Origin of the sequence: Streptomyces sp. NPDC058157, from assembly GCF_042884105.1 — a bacterium.
Taxonomy (GTDB): domain Bacteria; phylum Actinomycetota; class Actinomycetes; order Streptomycetales; family Streptomycetaceae; genus Streptomyces.
Genome location: NZ_JBHVUQ010000003.1, coordinates 61,680 through 85,213 on the forward strand (window position 1 = coordinate 61,680; position 23,534 = coordinate 85,213).

Annotated in this window: 13 protein-coding genes; all 13 read left to right on the plus strand. The window is 74.3% G+C overall.

The window, feature by feature from the left end; translation table 11 throughout:
• The first annotated feature begins 8 nt into the window (after window positions 1-8).
• The 13 genes from ACFVXK_RS01570 to ACFVXK_RS01630 all read left to right on the plus strand — a co-directional run bounded on the left by ACFVXK_RS01570 (window position 9) and on the right by ACFVXK_RS01630 (window position 23,529).
• Window positions 9-683, plus strand: coding sequence for a GNAT family N-acetyltransferase (locus ACFVXK_RS01570; protein WP_389609295.1), 675 nt, complete (start codon window positions 9-11; stop codon window positions 681-683).
• The gene (locus tag ACFVXK_RS01575) at window positions 680-3,934 is read left to right on the plus strand and encodes an AMP-binding protein (protein WP_389609297.1); all 3,255 of its coding nucleotides are present in this window, start codon (window positions 680-682) and stop codon (window positions 3,932-3,934) included. The genes ACFVXK_RS01570 and ACFVXK_RS01575 overlap by 4 nt, the downstream gene beginning before the upstream one ends.
• Window positions 3,931-6,348 (plus strand): amino acid adenylation domain-containing protein, encoded by a 2,418-nt coding sequence (locus ACFVXK_RS01580; RefSeq protein WP_389609298.1) that lies wholly within the window; start codon window positions 3,931-3,933, stop codon window positions 6,346-6,348. Before ACFVXK_RS01575 ends, ACFVXK_RS01580 begins: the two co-directional genes overlap by 4 nt.
• Entirely contained in the window at window positions 6,345-7,094 is a 750-nt protein-coding gene (locus ACFVXK_RS01585; protein ID WP_389609299.1) for a 4'-phosphopantetheinyl transferase family protein, read from the plus strand. The genes ACFVXK_RS01580 and ACFVXK_RS01585 overlap by 4 nt, the downstream gene beginning before the upstream one ends.
• Window positions 7,095-7,234: 140 nt before the next feature.
• Complete coding sequence (locus tag ACFVXK_RS01590) at window positions 7,235-8,377, plus strand: tryptophan 2,3-dioxygenase (protein ID WP_389609301.1); 1,143 nt, start codon at window positions 7,235-7,237, stop codon at window positions 8,375-8,377.
• On the plus strand, window positions 8,377-9,222 hold the full coding sequence (locus ACFVXK_RS01595) for a hypothetical protein (protein WP_389609302.1): 846 nt from the start codon (window positions 8,377-8,379) through the stop codon (window positions 9,220-9,222). Before ACFVXK_RS01590 ends, ACFVXK_RS01595 begins: the two co-directional genes overlap by 1 nt.
• Window positions 9,219-13,670: an amino acid adenylation domain-containing protein gene (locus ACFVXK_RS01600; protein ID WP_389609304.1), complete on the plus strand. Its 4,452-nt coding sequence runs from the start codon at window positions 9,219-9,221 to the stop codon at window positions 13,668-13,670. Before ACFVXK_RS01595 ends, ACFVXK_RS01600 begins: the two co-directional genes overlap by 4 nt.
• Entirely contained in the window at window positions 13,667-18,229 is a 4,563-nt protein-coding gene (locus ACFVXK_RS01605; RefSeq protein WP_389609306.1) for a condensation domain-containing protein, read from the plus strand. The genes ACFVXK_RS01600 and ACFVXK_RS01605 overlap by 4 nt, the downstream gene beginning before the upstream one ends.
• Window positions 18,226-19,641, plus strand: a complete 1,416-nt coding sequence (locus ACFVXK_RS01610; RefSeq protein ID WP_389609308.1) for a GNAT family N-acetyltransferase — start codon at window positions 18,226-18,228, stop codon at window positions 19,639-19,641. Before ACFVXK_RS01605 ends, ACFVXK_RS01610 begins: the two co-directional genes overlap by 4 nt.
• 57 nt (window positions 19,642-19,698) lie before the next feature.
• Window positions 19,699-21,051 (plus strand): MFS transporter, encoded by a 1,353-nt coding sequence (locus ACFVXK_RS01615; protein WP_389609310.1) that lies wholly within the window; start codon window positions 19,699-19,701, stop codon window positions 21,049-21,051.
• A gap of 101 nt (window positions 21,052-21,152) precedes the next feature.
• Window positions 21,153-22,496 carry a class I adenylate-forming enzyme family protein gene (locus tag ACFVXK_RS01620; RefSeq protein WP_389609312.1) on the plus strand — a complete coding sequence of 448 codons (1,344 nt, stop codon included), beginning with the start codon at window positions 21,153-21,155 and terminating at the stop codon, window positions 22,494-22,496.
• A complete protein-coding gene (locus ACFVXK_RS01625; RefSeq protein WP_389609314.1) occupies window positions 22,493-23,269 on the plus strand; it encodes an SDR family NAD(P)-dependent oxidoreductase in 777 nt (258 codons plus the stop codon). Before ACFVXK_RS01620 ends, ACFVXK_RS01625 begins: the two co-directional genes overlap by 4 nt.
• Complete coding sequence (locus tag ACFVXK_RS01630) at window positions 23,263-23,529, plus strand: phosphopantetheine-binding protein (RefSeq protein WP_389609316.1); 267 nt, start codon at window positions 23,263-23,265, stop codon at window positions 23,527-23,529. Before ACFVXK_RS01625 ends, ACFVXK_RS01630 begins: the two co-directional genes overlap by 7 nt.
• Window positions 23,530-23,534 lie beyond the last annotated feature (5 nt).

The following is a 23,534-nucleotide window of genomic DNA, read 5'->3' on the forward strand; positions in this document are numbered from 1 at the left end:
GCCACCCCATGTCTCATCACGTCGTCGCCAACGGCGAAGGCCAGCACTCGCTCTGGCCGCACGCCCTGGACGTGCCCTCCGGCTGGCGGGCCACCGGGTTCTCCGGGACCGAGGACGAGTGCCTCGGGCACATCGCGGAGATCTGGACCGACATGCGCCCCCGCTCCCTGCGCGAGCTGTCCGCGGCCGGACCGAACGTCCTGGCGACCGAGCGGTTCGTCCTGCGGGAGCTGACCGCCGGCCAGGTCGCCGCGCTGCTGCGGGACGACGTGCCGGGCGACGACCTGGCCCCGGGCTACCCCACCGCGGGGTCGCGCGCCGCGGCCACCGCGTTCGGGACGCGCACCGCGGACCAGCACCCCCGCGGGTTCGGCATGTACCAGGTCGTACGCTGCGCGGACGGCCGGGTGATCGGCGACATCGGCTTCCACGCCCCGCCGCACGAGGGTTCCGTCGAGGTGGGCTTCGGCCTCGTGGAATCCGGCCGCGGCGCCGGTTACGCGACCGGCGCGCTCCAGGAGCTGACCCGCTGGGCACTGGACCAGCCCGGCGTCACCACCGTCGTCGCGCGCACCGCGAAGGACAACGCCGCGTCGCAGGCGGTGCTGGAGCGGGCCGGTTTCCACCGCCGCGCCGAAGACGCGGACCTGTTCCACTACGCGTGCGTCCGGGGTGCCGCATGACGGTGGCCACCCGGGCGGGCGCCGTGCTCGTGCACCCCAAGGACATCCCGGCCTCCGCGACGATCCACGGCGGTGTCGCCGCCGTCGCGGCGCTGCGCCCCGACGCGGTCGCCCTGCGGTACGGGGACGGCCGGACGGTCGGCTACGGGGAGCTGGACGCGGCCGCCGACCGGCTCGCCGCCGAGCTCCTGGAACGGGGCGTCGGCGAAGGCGACTTCGTACCGGTCCTGGTGCCGGACGGGCCGGTCCTGCCCGCCGTGCTCCTCGCGGTGCTCAAGACCGGTGCGGCCTACGTGGCGCTGCCGGTGGACTGGCCGGCCGGGCGGCTGCGGCAGATCGCCGACCGGTGTGCCGCCCGCGTCCAGGTCGTCGGGGACGGTGTGGCGAGCGCCCCGGCCGGACCGCACAGCGTGCGCGTCCCGTCGGACGTCGCGGCCCTCGCGCCGGAGCGGACCGGGGAACCGGTCCCGGCCGCCGGCTCGGCCCACTCGCCGGCCTGCGTCTTCTTCACCTCCGGCTCCACCGGAGAGCCCAAGGGGGCCGTGTCACCGCACGCGGCGACCCTGCGCCTCTTCACGCCCGCCCCCTACTCCTGCGAGCCCGGCGCGCCCTTCGACGACTGCCCGGACCTGTTCCCCGGGCGGGGCCCGCTCGCGCACTTCGGCCCGCGCACCGTCGCGCTGCGCACCTCCTCGGTCGCCTGGGACCTGGCCTCCATGGAGACGTGGGGGCCGCTGCTGAACGGCGGCTGCGTGGTCTACGGCCCTCCCGGTCCGCTCACCCCCGCCGCCGTCCGGGAAGCCGTGCGGGCCCACGGCGTCAACACGCTGCTGATGACGGCGTCGCTGTTCAACACCCTCGTGGACGAGGCCCCCGAGTGCTTCGACGGCATCACCCAGACGCTGTCGGGGGGCGAGCGGATGTCGACGGAACACGCGCGGAGGCTGCTGACGGCCCACCCGGGGATCCACCTGGTCAACGGATACGGGCCGGTGGAGTGCACCATCCTGGCCACCACCGTCCGCGTCCACGACGCGGCGGCCCTCCAGGACGCCGTCGACGCGCCCATCGGCACGCCGCTGCCCGGCACCCTCGTGGCCGTGCTGCGCGAGGACGGCGCCGTCGCGGACCGGGGCGAGACCGGCGAGATCTGGCTGGGCGGCCCGGGACTCGTCAGCGGGTACCTCGGTGACCCGGCACAGACGGCGGAACGTTTCGTAGAGTCGGTGCTCCCGGCACGGAGCACCGGTCTGCCCGCCGACACCCGCGTCCGGCTCTACCGCACCGGCGACCTCGGCGCGGTCGACGAGGACGGGGTGCTCTGGTACCGCGGCCGCGTGGACCGCCAGCTCAAGATCCGCGGAGTGCGCGTCGAGCCCACGGAGACCGAGGCCGCGCTCCGCCGCGAGCAGGGCGTGCACGACGCCGCCGTGGTGCCGCTGCGCGACGTGCGCGAGCGCCCCGTCGGGCTGGCCGCCTGGGTCACCGGCGGACGGGAACTGGACGTCACGGCGCTGCGGGAACGGTTGGCGGAGCTGCTGCCCGGGCCGCTGGCGCCGCGCTGGATCGGCCGGCTCGACGCCTTCCCGCGCGGCGGCTCCGGCAAGACGGACTACGCGGAGCTGGAACGCCTCGCCGCCCGTCAGGTCACCGCGCCGAGCGGCTCGACGCCCGCGCGGGGACCGGAGGAGGAGCTGGTGGCGGGCGTGTTCGCCGCCGTACTGGGCGCCCCGCGGGCCTGGGCGGACACCCACCTGATCCACTCCGGCGGCGATTCCCTGGCCGCCGTCCGGATCGCGCACCGGCTCACGCTCGCGGCCGGCCGCCGGGTCACCGCCGCCGACGTGCTGTCCTCGCCCCGGGTCTTCGAACTCGCGGCGCGCCTGCCCGAACTCCCCCCGGTGTCCGCCGCCGCGCAGGGCGCGGCCGCCGAGCCGGAGCTGTCCGCCGGACAGATCCGGATCTGGCTCACCGAGCAGCTCGCCCCGGGCTGCCCGCAGAACCTGGTCCAGCGCACCACCGCGCTCGAAGGACCGCTCGACATCGAGGCGTTGCGCGCCGCCCTGGGCGACGTGATCGACTGCCATCCGGTCCTGCGGACGGTCTACCTCGAGGACGAGGACGGCGTTCCGTTCCAGCGGATCCTGCCGGCCGGCGGCGTCCCGCCGCTGGAGGAGGTCCGCGTCCCGGCGGCGGAGCTGCCCGCACGCGCCCGGGCGCTCGCCGCCGCCCCGGTGGACCTCACCACGGGCCCCGTGCTGCGGCTCGGCGTGCTGCACGACCCGCAGGCACCCGGACGCGCCACGGCGGTGCTGGCCGTGCACCACATCGCGGTCGACGGCTGGTCCCTCCCCGTCGTCGTCGAGGACCTGCGCTCCGCCTACGAGGCGCGCTCGCGCGGGGAGGCCCCCGTCCTGCCGGCGGAGGCCGTGGGATACGCGGCCTGGCACGGCGCGGAGGCGGCCGCGGCCGACCCCGCCGAACGGGAGCGGCGGCTCGGGGCCTGGCGCGAGGAGCTCGCGGGGGTCCAGGACGTACCGCCGACCGCGCCGCCCGCCTCCGCCGGGCCCGCCGGCGGCGGGGAGGTCGGCGTCATACCGGCGCCCGTCGCGCCCGGAGCCGGAGCCGTGGTGCGCGGCCTCGCCCGTGCGACGGAGGCGACCCCGGCCGTCGTACTGCTCGCGGTGTTCGCCCAGGCGGTCTCCGACATCACCGGCGCGCGCCGGTTCTGCGTGGCCGTCCCGGTGGCGGGCAGGTCGGACCCCCGGCTCGCCCGCACGGTGGGCTTCTGCGTGAACACCGTCCCCGTACGCGTCGACACCGAGCCGGGAACGGACCCGCTCTCGCTCGTGCCGGTGCTCCGGCGGCGCTTCCTGCGGGCGCTGCGCGACGAACTGCCGTTCAACGACGTCGTGGCGGCGGCCGGCGGGGACCGCGGCCACCGGATGCCGCTCGTGCAGGTCTGCATGGCCTACCAGACGGACGCCGACGCCACCCTGACGCTGCCGCCCGCCCGCTCGCACCCCGCGCCGACCCCGGCCGGCGACGGCGGCTTCGAACTCACCTGGGAACTGTGGCCGCACCACGGCGCGGCCGCCGGCGACGGGCTCACGGGCACCCTGCAGTTCCGCACCGGGGCCTTCCCCGCCGCCACGGCCCGTTCGCTGCGGGAGCGGCTCGACGCGCTGCTCGGCGCGCTGGACGTCCCCGCGCGGCCTTCCTGTCCCACAGAAAGTGACACCACCCGATGAACCCCCCGAGTGAAGCCGTACCGAGCCCCGTGGGGGCGCGGGACCTCCCCCCGGAAGCCTGGAACGACACGCTCCGCCCCTTCGACCGGGAGACCACCCTCCCCGCCCTGCTCGCCGACGCCGCGCGCCGGGTGCCCGGCCGGCCGGCGCTCCTGGACGGTACGCGGACCCTGACCCACGCCGAAGTCGACGAGCGGGCCGAGCGGCTGGCCAACCACCTGCGCACGCTGGGCATCGGCCGCGGCTCCCACGTGGGCCTGCTGTCCACCCGGTCGGCGGAGGCCGTGATCAGCCTCCTCGCCGTGCTCAAGGCGGGCGCCACCTACGTACCGCTCGACATCCGGTGGCCGGCGTCGCGGATCCGCTCGCTCCTCGCCAAGCTGGGCGTCGGCGCCCTGCTCACCTCCCGCGACCAGCTCCCGACCGTCGCAGCGGTCCGCTGGGACGTCCCCAGCCTGCGGCACGTCGTCGTGCACGACCTGGCGACCGAGGACACCTGGGCCGACTCGTTCGACGAGGAAGCCGTCGGCGACCTCTGGAACTACGTGGCGGAACTGCCGGACCCGCTCCAGGCGGCGGGCTTCAACCTCGCCACCACCCCCGGGCACGTCTACACCGCCGACGAGGTCACGGCCTACCGGGACCACGTCGTGCGGCTGGCCCGGGAGGCGCTGCCCTCCGGGGGAGGCGCGGTCCTGGAGATCGGCTGCGGTTCGGGTCTGATCACGCGGGCCCTCGCGCCGCACGCCGCGCGGTACACCGCCGTCGACCCCGCCGCCTCCGCGGTGGCGGCCGTCCGGGACCGGGCCGCCGGGGCGGGGGTCGCGCTCACCGGCGCCACCGCGTTCGCCCACGAGGCCGCGGGCGCCCTCGACCACCCGGTGGACCTCGTACTGCTCGCCAGCACCGTGCAGTTCTTCCCCGACATGGACTACCTCGTGCGCGTCCTGGCGGACGTCCTGGCGAAGCTGGCCCCCGGCGGGTCCGTCGTGCTCGCCGATCTCGTCGACCCGGAGCTCGGGCGGCACACCGGCCTCGGCGTGCCGCGGTCGTTCTTCGCGGCGCTGGGCCGGGCCGTCCCCGGAGCCGAGGTCAGGGTGCTCGGCCGGGACGGGGAGGAGTGGCCCGCCGAACTGGCCGCGCGCTACGACGTGGTGATCACCGCCCGGGCGCGGATCCCCGAGGACAACGGGCTGCGCGCGCTGCGTTCCTGGACCGGATGGCACGTCGACCGGCGCCCGGCCGCGCCGGTGCCGCACGGGCCGGCTCCGCAGGACGTCGCCTACGTCATCTTCACCTCCGGGTCCACCGGGGAGCCGAAGGGCGTCATGGTCGACCACCGGGCCGTGGTCAACCTCGTCGACTGGATCAACCGCGTCCACGAGGTGGGGGAGGCCGACCGGCTGCTGTTCGTCACCTCCTTCTGCTTCGACCTGTCGGTGTACGACATGTTCGGCGTGCTCGCCGCGGGCGGCTCCGTCCGGGTGGTGCCGGACGCGGCGCTGACGGAGCCCGACCTCCTGGTCGACCTGCTCGAACAGGAGCCGGTCACGATCTGGGACTCCGCTCCGGCGGCGATGGCGCACGTGATGCCGTTCCTGGAATGCCGTGACCCGCGGGGACGCGAGGACCTGCGCCTCGTCATGCTCAGCGGTGACTGGATCCCGGTGACCCTGCCGGACGAGATCCGGGGCGAGTTCCCCGGAGCGCGCGTGCTGGCGCTGGGCGGCGCGACCGAGTGCACCGTCTGGTCCAACGGCTTCCCGGTCGCGGACGTGGACCCCTCCTGGCCGAGCGTCCCCTACGGGCGCCCGATGCAGAACGCCCGGTACTACGTGCTCGACGCCGGGATGCGGCCCTGCCCGGTCGGCGTCCCCGGTGACCTCCACATCGCCGGCACCTGCGTGGCCCTCGGCTACGCGGGGGCTCCCGGACTCACGGCCGCACGGTTCCTGCCGGACCCGTTCGCCCCCGCCGGGGCACCGGACGGGACGGAGGCCAGGATGTACCGCACCGGCGACCGGGCCCGCTGGCTGCCGGACGGGAACCTCGAATTCCTCGGCCGTCTCGACGACCAGGTGAAGATCCGCGGGTACCGGGTCGAACTGGGCGAGGTGCAGGCCGCGTTGGCCCGCTGTCCCGGGGTCAGGGCGGCGGTGGTCCTCGCCCCGGAGACCGGACACGGGCGGGAGCTTGCGGCCTTCTACGTCCCCGAGCGGACGGCGGACGGCGCCGCCGCCGGGGCTGCGCCGGACGAGGTCCTGGCCGTCCTCGGGACCCTGCTCCCCCCGTACATGGTGCCCGGCCGGCTCCAGGCCGTCGACTCCTTCCCGGTCGGCCCCACCGGCAAGATCGCCCGGGACCGGCTCCTCGCGGACGCGGCGGCGGGGAACGCGCGCACGGACGCCCGGTGACCCGGGCCGCGACCCGGGCGGCGACGACGACGGCGACGGCTGCGACGGCGGCGGCGACGGCCCCGGCGGAACCCGCCGCAGGTCCCGCTCCCCACGTCTCCGTCTGGTCGGTGCGCGTGCCGCCCGCCCGTGAACTCGACGCACTCGACCTGTCCGTGCTCGACGCGGAGGAACACCGCCGCATCGCGAAGTTCCGGCACGAGGCCGACCGCGTCCGCTACGCCTTCGCCCACGTCGCCCTGCGGCGGGTCCTGGGCGCCCGGCTGGACGTCGAGCCGTACGCGGTGCGGTTCGGCCGCGACCCCTGCCCGCTCTGCTCGGGGCCGCACGGGCGGCCCGTACTGGAGGGGCCCGCCGCACGGCCCCGGTTCTCCCTGTCCCACAGCGGCCGGCGCGTGCTCATCGCCGTCGCCGAGCCGACGGTGGGCGTCGACGTGGAAGGCATCCCGAGCGGTACGACCGTCATGGACGTGGGACGCGCCCTGCACCCCGCGGAGCGCGCCGCGATCGCGTCGGTGCCGCTCGCCGGGCGGGCGGCCGCCTTCGCCCGGGTGTGGGCGCGCAAGGAGGCGTACCTCAAGGGCATCGGCACCGGCCTGGGGCGCGACCTCGGCAAGGACGACACCGGGTCCCCCATCGCGGGCTGGCGGCTCGTCGACCTGCCGGTGGACGACGGGCACGCGGCGGCCCTCGCGGTGCATTCGCCGCTGACGCCGGCCGTCGACATGCGCGATTCACTGCCGTAAGGCAATCCTTTCGCTTATTCTTTGGGGGATTCTGTATGTATTTCGACGAGGGGGAATTCGGTCTCCCGGGACTCCTGCTGATGGAGCTCGATTCCTGGCAGCAGTCGCCACTGGCCGAAGAGTTTCCCTACGCCAATGTCGTGCGTTATGTCAGATCCGTCGGAAAGCACTTCCTCGCGACGCCCGTCGTCGACGCGCTCGTCCGGGCCCGCGCCGCCGGGTCCGGGGCCGCCGGCGACGACAAGGCCCGTGACCACCTGCGACGCTTCCTCTCGGTGGTGCTGGACAAGCACGACGGCACCTACGACTACACCACCTACACGGCCCTCGACCTGCTGCGCCCGCGGCAGGCGCCGCCGCTCCCGGAATTCGAGGACGAGGTCGGCACGCGCATAGCGTTCCTGCTCTACGACGCCCTCGCATTCGAAAGCGGTGCGGCGCTGGGTCACCGTTCCCAACTGCCGTGCATGCGGCCGTCCCGAGAAGTCGTGGAAAAAAGACTGCGACACGGGCTCCGCGTCGCCGTCGAAATGGATATGCTGAGCGGGAAGCCGCTGACCCCGAAGGTCTCCGGTCTGCAGGAGCGTTTCGACCAGCTCACCGAAGTGATCGGGACGGCGCCGTCCGGGATGGCCGCCAGGCTGGACCAGACCCTCATGCCGGTCTACGTCATCCACGACGAGTACCTCTTCATCCGGGTGCTCCAGTCGTTCGAGTCGATCTTCGAGTGCCTGGCCCGGCTGGCGTCGGAGGCGATCCGCAGGCTCGAGGCCCGGGACGCGGAGGAAGCCCTCCGCAGCCTCTCCGCGATCTCCCGGGTGCTGAGCGGCGGACTCCCGCTGTTCTCCCTGCTCGCCACGATGCAGCGCGAGTCCTTCGAGTTCTTCAGGAAGTTCACCGAGGGCGCCAGCGCCATCCAGTCCGTCAACTACAAGACCTTCGAAGCCCTGTGCGGCACGCCCGCGCCCGAACGCGTCGAGTCGCCGGCCTTCCGGTCCGTCCCCCAGGTGCGCGGCCGCGTCCTGGAGAGCATGACCACCGTGCGCGGGGCCGCGGACGCGCTGATCGCGAGCCGCGCCCACGACCCGGAGACCGAGGCGCGCCTGGCCCGGGAGATGGCCCAGATCGAGGCCGTCCACCAGCGCTGGAAGCGCACCCACTACCGGCTGGCCGTCCGCATGATCGGCTCGGTCAGCGGCACGGGCTACACCGAGGGCACCCCCTACTTGAGATCCGTCATCGACAACAGGCTGTTCCGCCGAGCTGAGGAGACAACGCACTAATGGCACGACGCATCGAAGAAGGCCGGCCGGGCGAGGCCAAGGCGGTTCTCAACCCCAGCGAGCCCAACCCGCTCCTGCGCTTCGAGTACGACCGCGGCAGCAACTACGAGATGGACACCCGGATCACCCTCGCGATGGCCGCACTGGTCCCCGAGGAGGAGCTCATCAACTCCGACCACCGGATGTTCCAGATCGTCCACCTGGTCAACGAGTACGTCTGGTGCTCGATGCACAACGAACTGGGCCGTGTGGCCGGAGCCCTGGACGACGACGACTTCGGCCTGGCCGCCCGGCTCGTGGCCCGGACGAACTCACTGGCGGAACTGCCCGTCCAGTGCGTCCGGATCCTGATGGACCACCTGCCCCAGGCCAGCTTCCTGCGCATGCGCGACCACCTCCCGGCGAACACCAGCGGACTGGACTCGCCGGGCGGACGCAACCTGCGCCGGGTCTGCCGCGCGGTGTGGAAGTCGTTCGAAGCCGCCATGCAGCGCGGCGGCGTGACCTCCAAGGACCTGATCGAGGAGTTCGCCCGGGAGGGCGGCGAGGCACCCGCCGCGTGGCTGAGCGGGCTCTCGACGGTCCAGACCGGACTCCACGCGCTCGACTGCAAGCTCATGGAGTGGAACCAGCTCCACCTGCGCCTGGTCCGCCAGCACCTGGGTGGTCACCCGGCGGCGCGCACCGAGCAGGCCCCCGCGGCCGCCGACGGCCCGACGAGCCTGCGCGGTGAACCCGTGAACGAGCTCGAGCGGCTGTCCGAGCGCTCCGTCTTCCCGCTCCTGTGGAAGAGCGTCGACGACGCCTACCGGCAGGCGACCCCGGACCGGACCCCGCAGATATGAGCACTGTCGTCACCGCCGGAGCCGAACAGCTCGACCTCTGGCTGGCCGCGAGCCAGGAACCGGAATCCTCCCGCTACAACGTCCCCGTCTGCCTGCGGTTCCTGGGCCGGGTCGACGAGGCGGCCCTGCGCGCGGCCCTCGCGCGGCTGCACGAGCGCCACCCGGCCCTGCGTTCGTCGTTCCGGACGGACGACGACGGCACGGTGCGCCAGATCTTCGCCGAGCACGTCGAACCGTCCCTCAGGACCGTCCGGTCCGTCCGGGACCTCGACGACGCGGGCAGGACGGCCTGGGCCGAGCAGGCCGGGCTGCGCCCCCTGGACATGACCACGCCCGGCCTCCTGCGGTCCGACCTCCTGGTCGAGCCCGCCGGTGCCGTGCTGGTCATGACGGGCCACCACATCGTGCTCGACGCCGCCTCCGTCGACGTCCTCGTGGACGACCTCTGCTCGTTCTACGAGCAGGCGACCGGAGCGCGGCCGCACGGGGCCGGGGAGAGCGCGCGGGACGAGGACGAGGACGAGGACGAGGACGACGGCGAGGAGCCGTACGGGCGGGCCGCGGAGGACCTGGCCCACTGGCTCGCGGTCCTCCACGAGTCCTCCGAGACGCTGGAGCCCCTGCCCGACCTGGTCCGCGGCGTGCGGCCCTCGGCCGCCGGCTGCGAGGAGGCGTCGGTCACCGGCGCGTCGCTGTCGGCCCTCCGGGAGCACTTCGAGACCGCCCTGGTCTCCCCGGCGATCGGGGTCCTCGCGGCGTGGACCGCCGTCCTCCACCAGTGGAGCGGACAGTCCGAGGGCCTGCTGGGCATCCCGTTCAGCGGGCGGACCGGCTCCGGCCGTGACGACACCGTCGGCCTCGTCGCACGCGTGCTCCCGGTGCGGTCGTCCTTCGCCCCGCGGACCCCGTGGAGCGAACACCTGGCCGCCGTCCGCGCCGAAGTGCTCCAGTCCTTCGAGCACTCGGGCGTCGACACCGGCGCCCTGCGCGCGGAACTCGCGGCGCGGGGCCGGCGCCACCCCGCCTTCCGGGCCACCTACACGCACCGCACCGAGCCCGGCGTCCGGCTGCTGTCCTGCGGCACCACCGTCACCCGGACGGACGTGCGGCTCGGCGCCGTCAAGCACGACGTGGCACTGATGGCGGTCGAGGGCGACGGCGGCCTCACCCTGAAACTGGACTACGACGCCGGCATCCTGCGGCCCTCGACCGCCCGGGCGATGCTCGACCAGGTCCTCGGCCTCCTCCTCGCCGCCGCGGCCGGCCCCTCGGAGCCCCTGGGCACCCTCCTGCTGGCAGCCGACGCCGCCGCCACGCCCGCGGCGGACCCCGAGCCCGTGACCCCGCACCCGACGGTGACACCGCCGCAGATGGTCCTCGACGCCGCGCGGCGCGACCCCGACCGCATCGCGGTGGTCCACGGCACGCAGTCGCTCACCTACGGGGAACTGGTCGCGGCATCCTCCCGGTTCGCCCGGTGGCTCCTGCGCGACGACCCGCACGCCACCGGCCGCCCGCAGGACCCCGAGGAGATCGTGGCGGTCCTGCTCGGCGAGGGCGTCGACGCCGTCGTCGCCTTCCTCGGCATCGCCCTCGCGGGCAAGGCGTACCTGCCGATGGAGCCCGGATACCCCGACGAGAAGCTCGCGGCGATCCTCCGCGACTCCGGCGTCCGCCGGGTGCTCACCTCGCCCGACGGCGTGGAGCGCGTCGCCCGTCTCGGCCACCCCGCGCACTCCGTCACCGACGTGCGCGCGGCGGCCGCCGGCCTGCCGGCCGACCCGCCCGGCGTCGCACTCCACCCCGACATGCTCCTCAACGTGCTGTACACCTCCGGATCGACCGGACGGCCCAAGGGCGTGATGCTCTCGCACCTGGGCGTCTCCCGGCTGATGCGCGGCGACGGCTACGTCCGCCTCGAAGCGGACGACCGGATCGCCCACCTGTCCCCGTTGAACTTCGACGGCGCGACCTACGAGATCTGGGGGGCGCTGACCCACGGTGCACGCCTGGTGATCCTCGACCGGGAGCTGGCGCTCGCACCCGCGGCGCTCCGCGACGCCGTCGCGGACCACGGCGTCACCATGCTCATGGTCACCACCCCCCTGTTCCACAACCTCGTCACCGAGGCCCCCGACCTCTTCCAGCACCTGCGGGTCATGGTCTTCGGCGGTGACACGGCCGCGATACCGCAGGTGGCGCGCGCCGTGAAGTGGTGCGGCCCCGGCGTGCTGCTGCACGGGTACGGACCGACCGAGAACTCCTTCACCTCGATGTTCACCGAGGTCGACGCGGTCGAGGAGGGCAGCCGCACCCTCTCCATCGGCCGCTGCGTCCCGGGGACGGAGGCGTACGTCGTCCACGAGGGGACCTTCGACCCCGCCCCCGTCGGCTGCCCCGGCGAGCTGCTGCTCGGCGGCGTCGGCCTGGCCCGGGGCTACCTCGGCGACCCGCGCCGCACCGCCGAGGCCTTCGTGCCGGACCCCTTCGGGGGACGGCCCGGCAGCCGGCTGTACCGCACGGGCGACCGGGTCCGCCGACTGCCCGGCGGTGAGATCGAGTTCGTCGGGCGCATGGACGACCAGGTGAAGATCCGCAGCCAGCGCATCGAACTCGGCGAGATCCGCTCGGCCCTGCTCGCCGACCCCGCGGTCCGCGCCTGCCACGTCACCACCTGGCGCAACCCGCGCGGGGAGAAGGAGATCGCGGCCTACCTGGTGATGCGGCCGGGCGGCAGCGGGCAGGACGTGCGGTCCCGGATCGGCGCGGTCCTCCCGGACTTCGCCGTGCCGACCGCCTGGGCGGAACTGGACGAACTCCCGCTCAACGCCAACGGCAAGGTCGACTGGCGCCGGCTGCCCGCCCCGGAGCGCCGCTCCGCGGCCCGCCCGGCGGCCGCCACGGCCCGCCCGGCGCCCGCGGGACACGGCCTCGAAGCCGTCAGGGCCGCGTGGAGCGAGGTCCTCGGCGAGGTCCCCGCCGACGACGACGTCAACTTCTTCGAAGCGGGAGGCCACTCGCTCCTGCTGGTGCGCCTCCAGGCCATGCTGAAGCGGCACGCCGGTCTGGAGCTGGGCGTCGCCGAACTGCTCAGGTACACCACCGTCCGCGCCCAGGCGGGACGGCTGGGCACCGCCGACGCCCTCGCGCCGGCAGCCCCGGCCGCCGTCACCGCCGGAACCGACGAGCCGATCGCCATCATCGGCGTCGCCGCGCGCTTCGCCCAGGCGCCGGACGTGTACGCCTTCTGGGACAACCTGCGCGACGCCCGGGACTGCGTCGCCGGCGCGGACGCTCCGGCGGTCGACCTCGGCGACGGGCGGCTGCGCGTCGACCGCTGGGGCCTGCTCGACCGGGCGCGCGCCTTCGACGCCGAGCTGCTGCGGATGTCCCCGGACGAGGCGCGGGCGACCGACCCGCAGCACGGCCTGCTCCACGAATGCCTCTGGTCGGCCATGGAGAACGCCGCGGTCACCCCGGACCGGCTGCGCGGGCGCACCAGCCTCTACGCGGGCTGCGCGGAGACCGGGGCCCAGGCGGCCCCCGGCGAGGGCTCCCTCGCCGAGGACCTCTCCCGGGCCTTCACCTCCCGGCCCTCCTTCGCCGCCACCCGCTACTCCTACCGGCACGACTTCCAGGGCGAGAGCGTCATGGTCGACACGGCCTGCTCGACCTCCCTCGTGGCGGTCCACATGGCCTGCGCGAGCCTGCGCTCGGGCGCCAGCGACTACGCCTTCGCCGGCGGGGTGTCGATCCTCGACCCGGAGCACGGCGGCTACGTCTACGAACCCGGCATGATCTACGCCACGGACGGGGTCTGCCGCCCCTTCGACGTCCGCGCCACCGGAACGGTGGGCGGGGACGGCGCCGGTGCCGTCCTGCTCCGCAGGCTCTCCGACGCGCTCCGCGACGGGGACCCGGTCCATGCCGTCATCGTCGGCTCGGCCGTCAACAACGACGGCAACCGCAAGGCCGGTTACACCGCGCCCGGGGCCGACGGCCAGGTGGCCGTGGTCCGCGGCGCACTGCGGGTCGCGGGCCGCGGGGCGGACGACCTCGGCTTCGTCGAGACCCACGGCACGGGCACCCGGCTGGGCGACGCGGTGGAGGCGACGGCGCTCGGCGAGGTCGTCGGGGAGCGGGCCGCTCCGCTGCCCGTCAGCTCGGTGAAGTCCGCGATCGGCCACTGCAACACGGCGGCCGGCGTCGCCGGGCTGCTCACCGCGGTCTACGCGCTGCGGGAGCGGGTCCTCCCGGGCACGGTCAACTCCGGACAGCCCATCGAGGAGCTCACGGACCGGAGCCTTCGGCTGCTGACCGCGAACGAGCCGTGGCCGGCCGGGGACGCACCGCGGCTCGCCGGGGTGAGCTCGTTCGGAATCGGCGGCACCAATGCCTGCGTGCTCGTGGAGGAATTCACCGAGCCGACTGGGGGGACCCATCAGTGACTGAAGACAACAGGGTGGAACCACCCTTCATCCTTCCCGTCTCCGCGCGGGGCGCGGCCGCCCTCGCCCGCACCTCGGCCGCTCTCGGCGGCTTCCTCGAAGACCGGGGGGACACCGGCCTGCGGGACGCGGCGCACACGCTGGTCCACGGCCGGGAGCGGTTCGAGCACCGCCTCGCCGTCCTCGCCGGCGACACCGGGACCGCCGCGGCCCTGCTGCGGCACCCGGGGGACCCCTCGGCGGCCGTCCGCACGGGCGTGGCCGGCGCGGGCGGGTGCCGCACGGTCTTCGCCTTCACCGGCCAGGGCGGCCAGTACACCGGCATGGCGGCGGGCGCGTACGCCGCGTACCCCGAGTTCCGGGAGTGGATCGACCGGGCCCACGCGCTGCTGGACGGCGTGCTGCCGTACCCGCTGCGGGACTGCCTGTTCGACCCGGACATGGCGGACCGGCTGGCCCGGACGGACATCGCGGCGCCCGCGCTGCTCGCCGTCCAGTTCGGCCTGGTGCGCGTGCTCGCGCGGTACGGGATCCGTCCCGACGCCGTACTGGGGCACAGCGTCGGCGAGTTCGCCGCCGCGGCCGTCGCGGGAGCGGTGTCCGAGGAGGACGCCCTCCTGCTGGTGGCCGAGCGCGGCCGGCTGATGGTCGAGCGGACCGAGCCCGGCACCATGCTGTCGGTCCGCTGCCGCCCGGGCTCCGCCTGGGACGCGGCCGGGGTGGCCCGGCTGGTCGCCGACGAGCCCCTGGCGTCGGTCGCCGCCGTCAACAGCCCCCGTGACCTGGTGCTGAGCGGCGACAGCCGGGTCCTGGAACGGATCGGGGAACTGCTGGACGGCGAGGGCCTGCGCACGCGCCGGCTGTCGGTCTCGCACGCCTTCCACTCCCCGCTCCTCGACCCGATGGCGGACGGGTTCCAGCGGGCCGCCGAAGCGGTCGCCTGGTCGGCGCCCGCCTCCGCCGAGTGGTTCGGCTGCGCCGCCGGGCCGGTGGACGCGGCACCCGACGCCGCGTACTGGCGGGAGCACCTGCTGCGGCCGGTGGAGTTCTGGGACGCGCTGTCCCGGGTGTGCGCCGGAGCGACCCCGACCGTCCTGGTCGAGATCGGCCCCCACCCCACGCTCCTCCAGCTCGCCGGACAGCTGGCCGACCCGCCGGGCCTGGTGCAGACGCTCGACCGCGAGCGCGACGCGGCCCTCGCCCTGGCGGGAGCGGCGGCGCAGGCCTGGTGCCTGGGCGTGCCCGCGGACCTCACCGGCGGCGTGTCCGGCCGCAGGATCCACCTGCCGGCCTACGGGTTCGACCGGCGGGTCCACTCGCAGCGACCGGAACACGCGCCGGACACGGGCGCGGGCACGGGTCCGGCCACGGCGACGACCCCGGTCGCGGCCGTGGCGCCGGCCGCCGGCCGGCCCGCGGCGCGTGAGGTGCTGAGCGGCATCTGGACCGACCTGCTGGCCGTCACCCCCGACACGTGCGCCTCGTTCGTCGAGGCGGGCGGCGACTCGCTCGCCCTGCTGCGGCTGCGCCAGCGCCTCGAAGCGGAGCTGGGCGGCGCACCCGGGCTGGCCGAACTGCTGGACGCCGGCACCTTCGAGGCGATCCTCGCCCTGCTGCCCGAGCAGGCGGCGGAGCCCTCCGCCACGCCCCCGGCCCCGGATCCGGCCGCCGACCCGGTTCCGGTCGCGGTTCCGGCCGGGTCCCCGGAGACGGCGTCCTACCAGCCCTCCCTGGCCCAGCAGCGGATGCTGTTCGTGGACCTGATGCAGGAGGACTCCAACCAGCACAACGTCACGCTCGCCGTGGACATCGCCGGCCGCGTGGACCCGGCCGCGATGCGGGAGGCCTTCACCGACGCGCAGCGCCGCCACTCCGGCCTGCGCACCGTCTTCCACCGGAAGGGCGGCCGGTTCGCGACGGAGATCCTCGCCGAGCCCGGCGTGGAGCTCACCGTCCTCGACACGGCACACGCGGGACCGGCGTCCGCCACCCCGCGGCCGCTCGCCTGCGACGAGGACGCCCGGGAATGGGTGCGCGAGCTCGGAGCGCCTCCCCTGCGCTGCTTCGCCGAGCCGCCCGTCCGCGCGACGCTGGTCCTCGGCCCGGAGCGGAGCCTGCTGGTGGCCACGGTGCACCACGCGGTGACCGACGCGACCTCCATGGGCGTCATGGTCGAGGACCTGGCGCAGGACTACCACCGCCGCCGGGCGGGCGACGACACCCCCGCCCGGGCCGACCGCCACCAGTTCCACGACGTCCTCGCCGAACTGGAGCGGGCCGAGCGCAGCGACACCACGGGGAGCAGCGCCTACTGGCGGGCCCGGCTCGAAGGCGCGCCCGACCTGGTGCCCCTGCCCACCGACCGGCCCCGGCCCGAGGTGCGGGCGGGCGCCGGCGCGATGTGGGGCTGCGACCTGGACCCCGCCCTGGCGTCCCGGATCCGCGGCCTGTCCGCGGAGTTGAACACCACACCGTTCAGCACCATGCTGACCGCCTACGCCGTCCTGCTGCGCCACCACAGCGGCGCCGAGGACATGGCGATCGCGACACCGGTCACCAGCCGGTCCGGCGAGGCGGCGCAGCGGGTCTTCGGACTGATGCTGAACACCCTGGTGCTCCGGGTCGAGGCCGCCCACGACGAGTCGTTCACCTCCCTGGCCCGGTCCGTGGGCAAGGTGGTCCTCGACGGGATCCGGCACTCGGCGTTCCCGTTCGACCGGCTGGTCGCCGAGCTCAACCCGAAGCGGCATCCGGGCCGCACCCCGCTGTTCTCGGTGATGTTCGCGATGCCGGTGGACTTCCCCCTGCCGGACTTCGACGGCCACCCCAGCCGCCCCGTGGAACTGCCGGGCCTCGGCGCCAAGTTCGACCTGACCCTGTACGTCACCCCGGCCGCCGACGGCGGTCTGCACCTGGACCTGGAGTACGACCCGGCCCTGTTCGACGAGGCCACGGTCCGGCAGTGGGGCGCCGACTACACCCGCCTGCTGGAGGCGGTGGTGGCCGACCCCGGCAGCCCGCCGTCCCTGCCCGCCCCCGAGGCACCCGCGGACGACACCGCAACGACGGAAGACACGCACATGACGGAAGACGGCGACCAGCCGTTCGGCGATCTCGAACGCTACGTCGCGGACCTCTGGTCCCAGACCCTGAACACCGAAGTCACCGCCCCCGGGGACGACTTCTTCGCGATCGGCGGCCACTCCCTGCAGGTCCTGGCCTGTCTGGTCGAGATCCAGGAGCGCTACCCCGACACCACCATCCAGGACTTCTTCGCGTACCCCACCGTGGCGGAGTTCGCCGCCCGGCTGGCGGAACTGGGCGCGGAGGCGCCCGCGGCCCCCGCCGCGGAGCCGGCCGCGCCCGCCGGGACGGCCCCCGAGCCGCGTCCGGTCCGCTCCCGCGGACCGGCGGCCGACGGCGGCGAGGTCCTCCTCACCGGCGCCACGGGGTTCCTCGGCGCGCACCTGCTGGCCGCGCTGCTGCGCGAGCCCGGCCGCCGGGTGACCTGCGTGGTGCGGGGCAACGCGGACGCCCCGGCCGGGGACCGGCTCGCGCGGGTCGTCGAATACTACGTGCCGGACGTCCTGCCCGCACTGCGGGACCGGGTACGGATCGTCGAGGGCGACCTCGGCACCCTGGGCGCCGACGAGCTGGCGGCCGCCACCGGAGGGGTCCGGGAGCTCATCCACGCGGCCGCCGAGGTGCGCCACTACGGTCCCGACGACCGCTACGCCACGAACAACGTCGCCCCGACCGCCCTGCTCGCCCGCCTCGCCCTGGACCGCGGCTGGCGCATGGCCCACATGTCCACGCTCTCCGCCGTCGGCCCCGCCCCCGGCGACGGGCCCCTGGTCACCCTCCGGGAGGAGGACTTCGACCGCGGCGAGAACTTCGACAGCCCCTACGCCCGCTCGAAGTACGAGGCCGAACTGGCCGTCAGGAAGGCGATCGCCGACGGCCTGGACGCCACGGTGCACCGCGTGGGCACGCTGGTCGGCAACACCCGGACCGGCACCTTCCTGCCCGACCCGAGCGTGAACATGATGTACCAGATCCTGCGGGTGATCCTCAGCTGCGGCCTGGTCCCCTCGGCGCCGGGCTGGGGCATGGACCTGACCCCCGTCGACTACGCGGCCGACGCGATCCTGCGCCTGGCGCGCGACCCCGCCCACTCGGGACGCACCTTCCACGTCTCCAACCCGGTGAGCCTCCCCTCGACCGACCTCGCGGTCATCCTCCGCGACCTCGGCTACGCCGTGATCCCGGCCGCGCCGCAGGCGGTGGGGGAGTGGCTGGGACGACCGGGGGCCGACGCGACCGACGCCAACGCCCACGCCTTCCTCGCCCAGTTCGTCAAGCCGGTGCAGACGCTGGTCGCCTACGACGCGCAGGCCACCGCGCAGGCCCTGGGCGACCTGCGCTGCCCCCGGCCCGACGCGGCCCTGCTGCGCACCCTCATCGGCCACGGCATCGAAACAGGCTTCTTCCCGAAGTCCCGGCTCTGGGACTTCGCGACCCACCTCGACAACCCGAACGCGTTTGGAGCAGCACAGTGATCCACGAAGTCAACACCCTCGGTACGGAGCGCCTGGTCCTGCGGGAGCTGACGCCCGCCCAGGTGGCCGGACTCCTCGACGAGAACGCCGCGTCCGAGGACTGGACCGAGGGCTACCCGCTGCCCGGCAGCAAGAACGCCGCCACGGGCTTCGGGCGCCGCACCCCCGACCAGATGCGGTTCGGGTTCGGCATGTACCACCTCGTCCGCGCCGAGGACGGCCTGGTGATCGGCGAGATGGGCTTCCACCAGCCGCCGAGCGGCGGCACCGTCGAGGTCGGCTTCGGCCTCGCCGAGTCCTGCCGCGGCGCGGGTTACGCCACCGAGGCCCTGACCGGGCTGGCCCGCTGGGCCTTCTCCCAGCCGGGGGTCGACCAGGTCGTCGGCCGCACGCTGACCGCCAACACCCCCTCCCAGGGCGTGCTGACCCGGGCGGGCTTCCGCCACGAGTCCCGCGACGGGGACATCGAGCGCTTCGTGCTCGGCCCGGCGGACCTCGCGCCCGCCTCCGAGCCCCTCGGCCTCGACGACGAGGGCGCCGCCGTCATCGCCGGGCTGATCGAAGCGCGCCTGCCGGACGGCCGCCGCCACGAGCTGGTCTTCACCCCCGGCACCGAGCCGCTGGTCCGGGTGATCCGCGAGGACGGCGCCGCGCTGGCCTTCGTCCAGTGCGGAGCCATCAAGGGCGTCGACGACCAGGACAACCACTTCCTGGACATCGTGGTGCGGCCCGGAGCCGACCGCCGCGGCCTCGCGTCGCGCCTGCTCGCCGAGGCCCGCGCCTTCGGCCGGGCGGAGGGCAAGAGCGGCCTGATCGCCGCCACCGCCGACGAGGACGCGATATCCGGCGACTGGGTCCGCAAGCACGGCTTCGAGGTGATCGGCCTGCACGGCGTGAGCAAGCGCGCCCCCGGCGCCCCGGCCGCCGGGGCCGCCGCCCACCTGGTCGTCGAGCAGGTGGACCGGGCCGACGCCGAGGCCGTGGAGGAGCTCGTCGCCCTCGCCGTGCAGACCTGCTCCGAAGTGGTGCTGCCCGGTGGCGTCAAGCTCAAGCTGGAGCCGGAGACGGTGCGGCACATCGTCCTCGGCAAGGGCGGGGGCGACGGCCTGCTGTTCCTCTGCCGCCAGGACGGGCGCCCCGCCGGCTGGGTCGCGTCGGACTCGGTCCAGGAGGGCGGCGTGCGCCTCGTGGACGCGCAGGTGCTCGCCGAGTTCGCCGACACCGGTGTGCTGCAGGCGCTGCTGGCCTCCGCGGCCGCGCGGGCGGACCGCGAGGGGATCACGATCACCGCGGTCATCGAGGAGAAGGGGCAGCCCGAACTCGCCGAGGCCCTCGTCCGGGCCGGCTTCGTACGCGAGAGCGGCCGCACGATCTGGCGGCTCGCCCTCGGCACCGCCGCTCCCCAGGCCTGACCCCCCGCGCCGGCGCCAGGGCACCGGCCGCACCCGTCGAACCGAAAGTTGCCTCCCATGTCCTCCACCAAGCAACACCCGCTCCACGTGATCGGCCTGCTGCCACGCCGCGCCCAGGCGCTGCTGGTCGCCAACGCGGTGAACTCCTTCGGCGCGGGCCTGGTCATGCCGTTCCTGCTGGTGTACTTCGGCGACGTCCGCGGTCTGGACATCCGCACCGGCCCCGCCGCGATCGCCGTCACCGGCCTCTGCTCGTTCTGCTCCGGGCTGGTATGGGGCCACCTCCTGGACAAGTTCAGCTACCGGATCGTGATGCCGGTCGTCATGATCATCGCCGGTGTGGGCACCAGCCTCTACGCCGTCGCCGACCGGCCGTGGATCGCCCTGGCGGTCGCGGCCCTGTACGGCCTGGGCATGGGTGGTGTGGGCACGGTCACCAAGACGATGTTCGCCACGGTGGTCCCGAAGGAGCACCGCACCCTGACCTTCGGCCTTGAGTTCACCCTCTTCAACGCCTTCGTCGGCATCGGGGTCCTGGTCGGCGGCCTCGTCGCCGCCGGCACCCTGCGCAGCTACCAGCTGCTCTACGTGGGTGACGGGCTCTCCTTCCTGATCACCGCGGTGGCCTTCCTGGTCCTGCTGCCGAAGTCCGCGCAGCCGAGCCGCCCCCAGGCCGGCGGCGACCCCGACGCGCCCAAGCCCTCCTACCGCACCGTCCTGGCCACCCCGGCGCTCGCGCTGGCCCTGCTGGGCATGCTGCTGTGCGCGACCGTCTCCCTCAGCCAGTTCCAGTCCGCCCTGCCGGGCTACGTCACCGTCAACGACGCGGTCACCCCGCGCGGGATCTCCGTGGCCTTCATCGCCAACGTCGTGGTGATCGTCCTCGCCCAGTTCCTGCTCATGCCGCGGCTGGCCAAGGTGCGCAGGAGCGCGCTGATCTCGGCCTCGGGCGTGCTCTCGGCGGCCAGCTGGGCGTGCGTCTACTTCGCCGGCCTGACCTCCGGGACGGCCGCCGTGGTCACGCTCGTCGCGGGTGTCGCGATCTTCTCGGTCGCCGAGGTCATCGTGATCCCCGTCGTCGCCGCGCTGATCAACGGACTGGTCACGGACGAGGTCCGCGGGCGCACCAACGCCCTGTTCTCCTTCGTCATCTCCGGCGGGATGATCCTCGGCCCGCTGCTCACCACCGCCCTCCTCGACGTCGACCACGGCCGGGTGCTGATCGTGGTCCTGGCGATCGGGAGCCTGCTCGTCCCGCTGGCGGGCCTGCGGCTGCGCCGGAGCCTGACGGACGAGCACGACCTCCCCGAGGCCAAGGCCGAGGCCAAGGCCGAGACCGAGGCCGGGACCGAGGCCGGGACCGAGGCCGAGGCCGCCCCCGAGGGCGAACCGGCCGCGGCCACGGCCTGATCCCCGACGGGGCGCCGGGCCGCGAGCCCCGCGCATTCCGGCCCGGCGCCCCGCCCCTGCCCGAAGGAAGACAGCACCATGACCACTGCAGCGAGGAAACCGTGACGAGCCCACTGATCGACCGGTTCCGTGACTTCGGGGACACGGACGCCCTCGTCGTCGACGGGGTCCGGCACACCTACGCGGCCCTGGCGGACCGCGTCCGCGACTGGCAGGCCTACCTCGACGAACACGACGTCCGCGCCGGCCAGGTGGTCGCCCTGGAGGGCGCCTGCGACGCCGACGTGTGCGCCGCGTTCGTCGCACTGGCCGGCCGGGGCGCCATCGCCGTGCCCCTGCCGCGTTCCACGGACGCCCGGCGCGCGGAGTACCACGAGAGCGCCGAGGTGGAAGTGGCCGTCGTCGTGGACGGCGCGGGGGGACGGGTCCTCGAACGGACCGGCCTGACGGCGATGCACCCGCTCCACGGACGGCTGCGGGACGCCGGGACGGCGGGCCTGGTGCTGTTCAGCTCGGGAACCACCGGGCGCAGCAAGGCGATCGTGCTCGACCTCGGCAAGATGCTCGCGCAGTACGGCGAGCCGTCCCGGGCGCGGCGCACCCTGGGCTTCCTCAGCATCGACCACATCGGCGGCATCAACACCCTGCTGCACACCCTGAACCACGGCGGCACCCTGGTCACGGTCTCCGACCGCCGGCCCGACACGGTGTGCGCGGCCATCGCCTCGCACGGCGTCGAAGTCCTCCCCACGACCCCGACGTTCCTTAACATGCTGCTCATCTCGCACGCCCACGAACGGCACGACCTGAGCTCGCTGCGCCTGGTGACCTACGGTACCGAGCCCATGCCCCAGCGCACGCTCGAACTCCTCAACCAGACCCTCCCGTCGGTCCGGCTCAAGCAGACCTACGGCCTCTCCGAGCTCGGCATCATGTCGACCAAGTCGAAGGGCGACGGGAGCCTGTGGGTCAAGCTCGGCGGCGCCGGGTTCGACCACCGGATCGTCGACGGGATCCTCTGGATCCGCTCCGACACCGCCATGCTCGGCTACCTCAACGCCACCGCCCCCTTCGACGCGGACGGGTACTTCAACACCCAGGACGCCGTGGAGACCGACGGCGACTACGTGCGGATCCTCGGCCGGGTCAGCGAACTGATCAACGTGGCGGGGGAGAAGGTCTACCCGAGCGAGGTGGAGAGCGTCCTGCTCGAAATCCCCAACATCGCCGAGGCCACGGTCTCCGGCAGGCCCAGCCACGTGACGGGCATGGTGGTGAAGGCCACCGTGAAGCTGGTCGCCCCCGCCGACCCGCGCGAAGTCACCCGCCAGGTCCGCGAGTACTGCGGCCGAAGGCTCGAAGCGTACAAGGTGCCGCTCGTCGTGGAGGTCTCCGACGCCGACCAGCACTCCGACCGGTTCAAGAAGGTGCGTACTCCCGCATGACAGAGAATCCCGACACCAGCGGCACCACGGCGGACAAGACCGCCGGCGAGGGCCGGGTGGCCGTCGTCAGCGGCGGCAGCCGAGGGCTGGGCCGCGTCCTGGTCGAGCGCCTGCTCGCCGACGGCTGGCGCGTCGCCACCTTCAGCCGCTCCGCCTCCGACTTCGTCACCGAGGCGAGGGCCGCCCATCCCGGGTCCTTCCACTGGGAGGCCGTCGACCTGGGCGAGCCGGAGACGGCCCGGACCTTCGTCCGCAACGTCCACCGCGTCTTCGGCAGGCTGGACCTGCTCGTCAACAACGCCGGCATCGTGCGCGAGGAACTCCTCTTCACCATGCCGCCGAAGGCCATCGAAGCACTGATCACCGCCAACCTGGTGGCTCCCATCATGCTCACCCAGGCCTGCGCCCGGGTCATGACCCGCCAGGGCGGCGGGTCCGTCGTCAACATCTCGTCCATCAACGCCGTCCGCGGCTACCGGGGCGTCTCGGTCTACGCCGCGGCCAAGGCGGGCCTCGACGGGTTCACCCGCAGCCTGGCCCGTGAACTCGGCGGCCACGGCATCCGCGTCAACTCCGTGGTGCCCGGCTACTTCGACAGCGCGATGACGGCGGAGATGCCCGCCGCGTCCCGCGCGCGCATCGAACGCCGGACCCCCCTCGGCCGCCTCGCCGCGGCGGACGACGTGGCCGACGCCGTCCTCTACCTCAGCTCCCCCCGGGCGGAATTCGTCACCGGGCAATCCATGGTCATCGACGGAGGTCTTACATGCTGAACGCACGAGAGTCGATCGAGGCGGAAATCGTCCGGCTGGTGCAGGGAGCGGGCGGGGACGCGCCCGCGCTGTCCCTGACCACCGACTTGGTCGGACTCGGCCTCACGTCGCTCATGTTCGCGGAACTGCTCATCGGCATGGAGATGGAGCTCGGGGTCGACCCGTTCCAGGGCGAGACCTCCATCGTCGAGATGCGGACGGTCGGCGACCTGGTCACGGCCTACGACGACGCGCTCGCCGCAGAGTCCGCGCGAGGGTGAGGGAG

Coding starts and splice junctions, on each gene's coding strand:
- ACFVXK_RS01570 (WP_389609295.1), top strand. CDS start 9: ATGTCTCATCACGTCGTCGCCAACGGCGAAGGCCAGCACTCGCTCTGG.
- ACFVXK_RS01575 (WP_389609297.1), top strand. CDS start 680: ATGACGGTGGCCACCCGGGCGGGCGCCGTGCTCGTGCACCCCAAGGAC.
- ACFVXK_RS01580 (WP_389609298.1), top strand. CDS start 3,931: ATGAACCCCCCGAGTGAAGCCGTACCGAGCCCCGTGGGGGCGCGGGAC.
- ACFVXK_RS01595 (WP_389609302.1), top strand. CDS start 8,377: ATGGCACGACGCATCGAAGAAGGCCGGCCGGGCGAGGCCAAGGCGGTT.
- ACFVXK_RS01600 (WP_389609304.1), top strand. CDS start 9,219: ATGAGCACTGTCGTCACCGCCGGAGCCGAACAGCTCGACCTCTGGCTG.
- ACFVXK_RS01615 (WP_389609310.1), top strand. CDS start 19,699: ATGTCCTCCACCAAGCAACACCCGCTCCACGTGATCGGCCTGCTGCCA.
- ACFVXK_RS01625 (WP_389609314.1), top strand. CDS start 22,493: ATGACAGAGAATCCCGACACCAGCGGCACCACGGCGGACAAGACCGCC.
- ACFVXK_RS01630 (WP_389609316.1), top strand. CDS start 23,263: ATGCTGAACGCACGAGAGTCGATCGAGGCGGAAATCGTCCGGCTGGTG.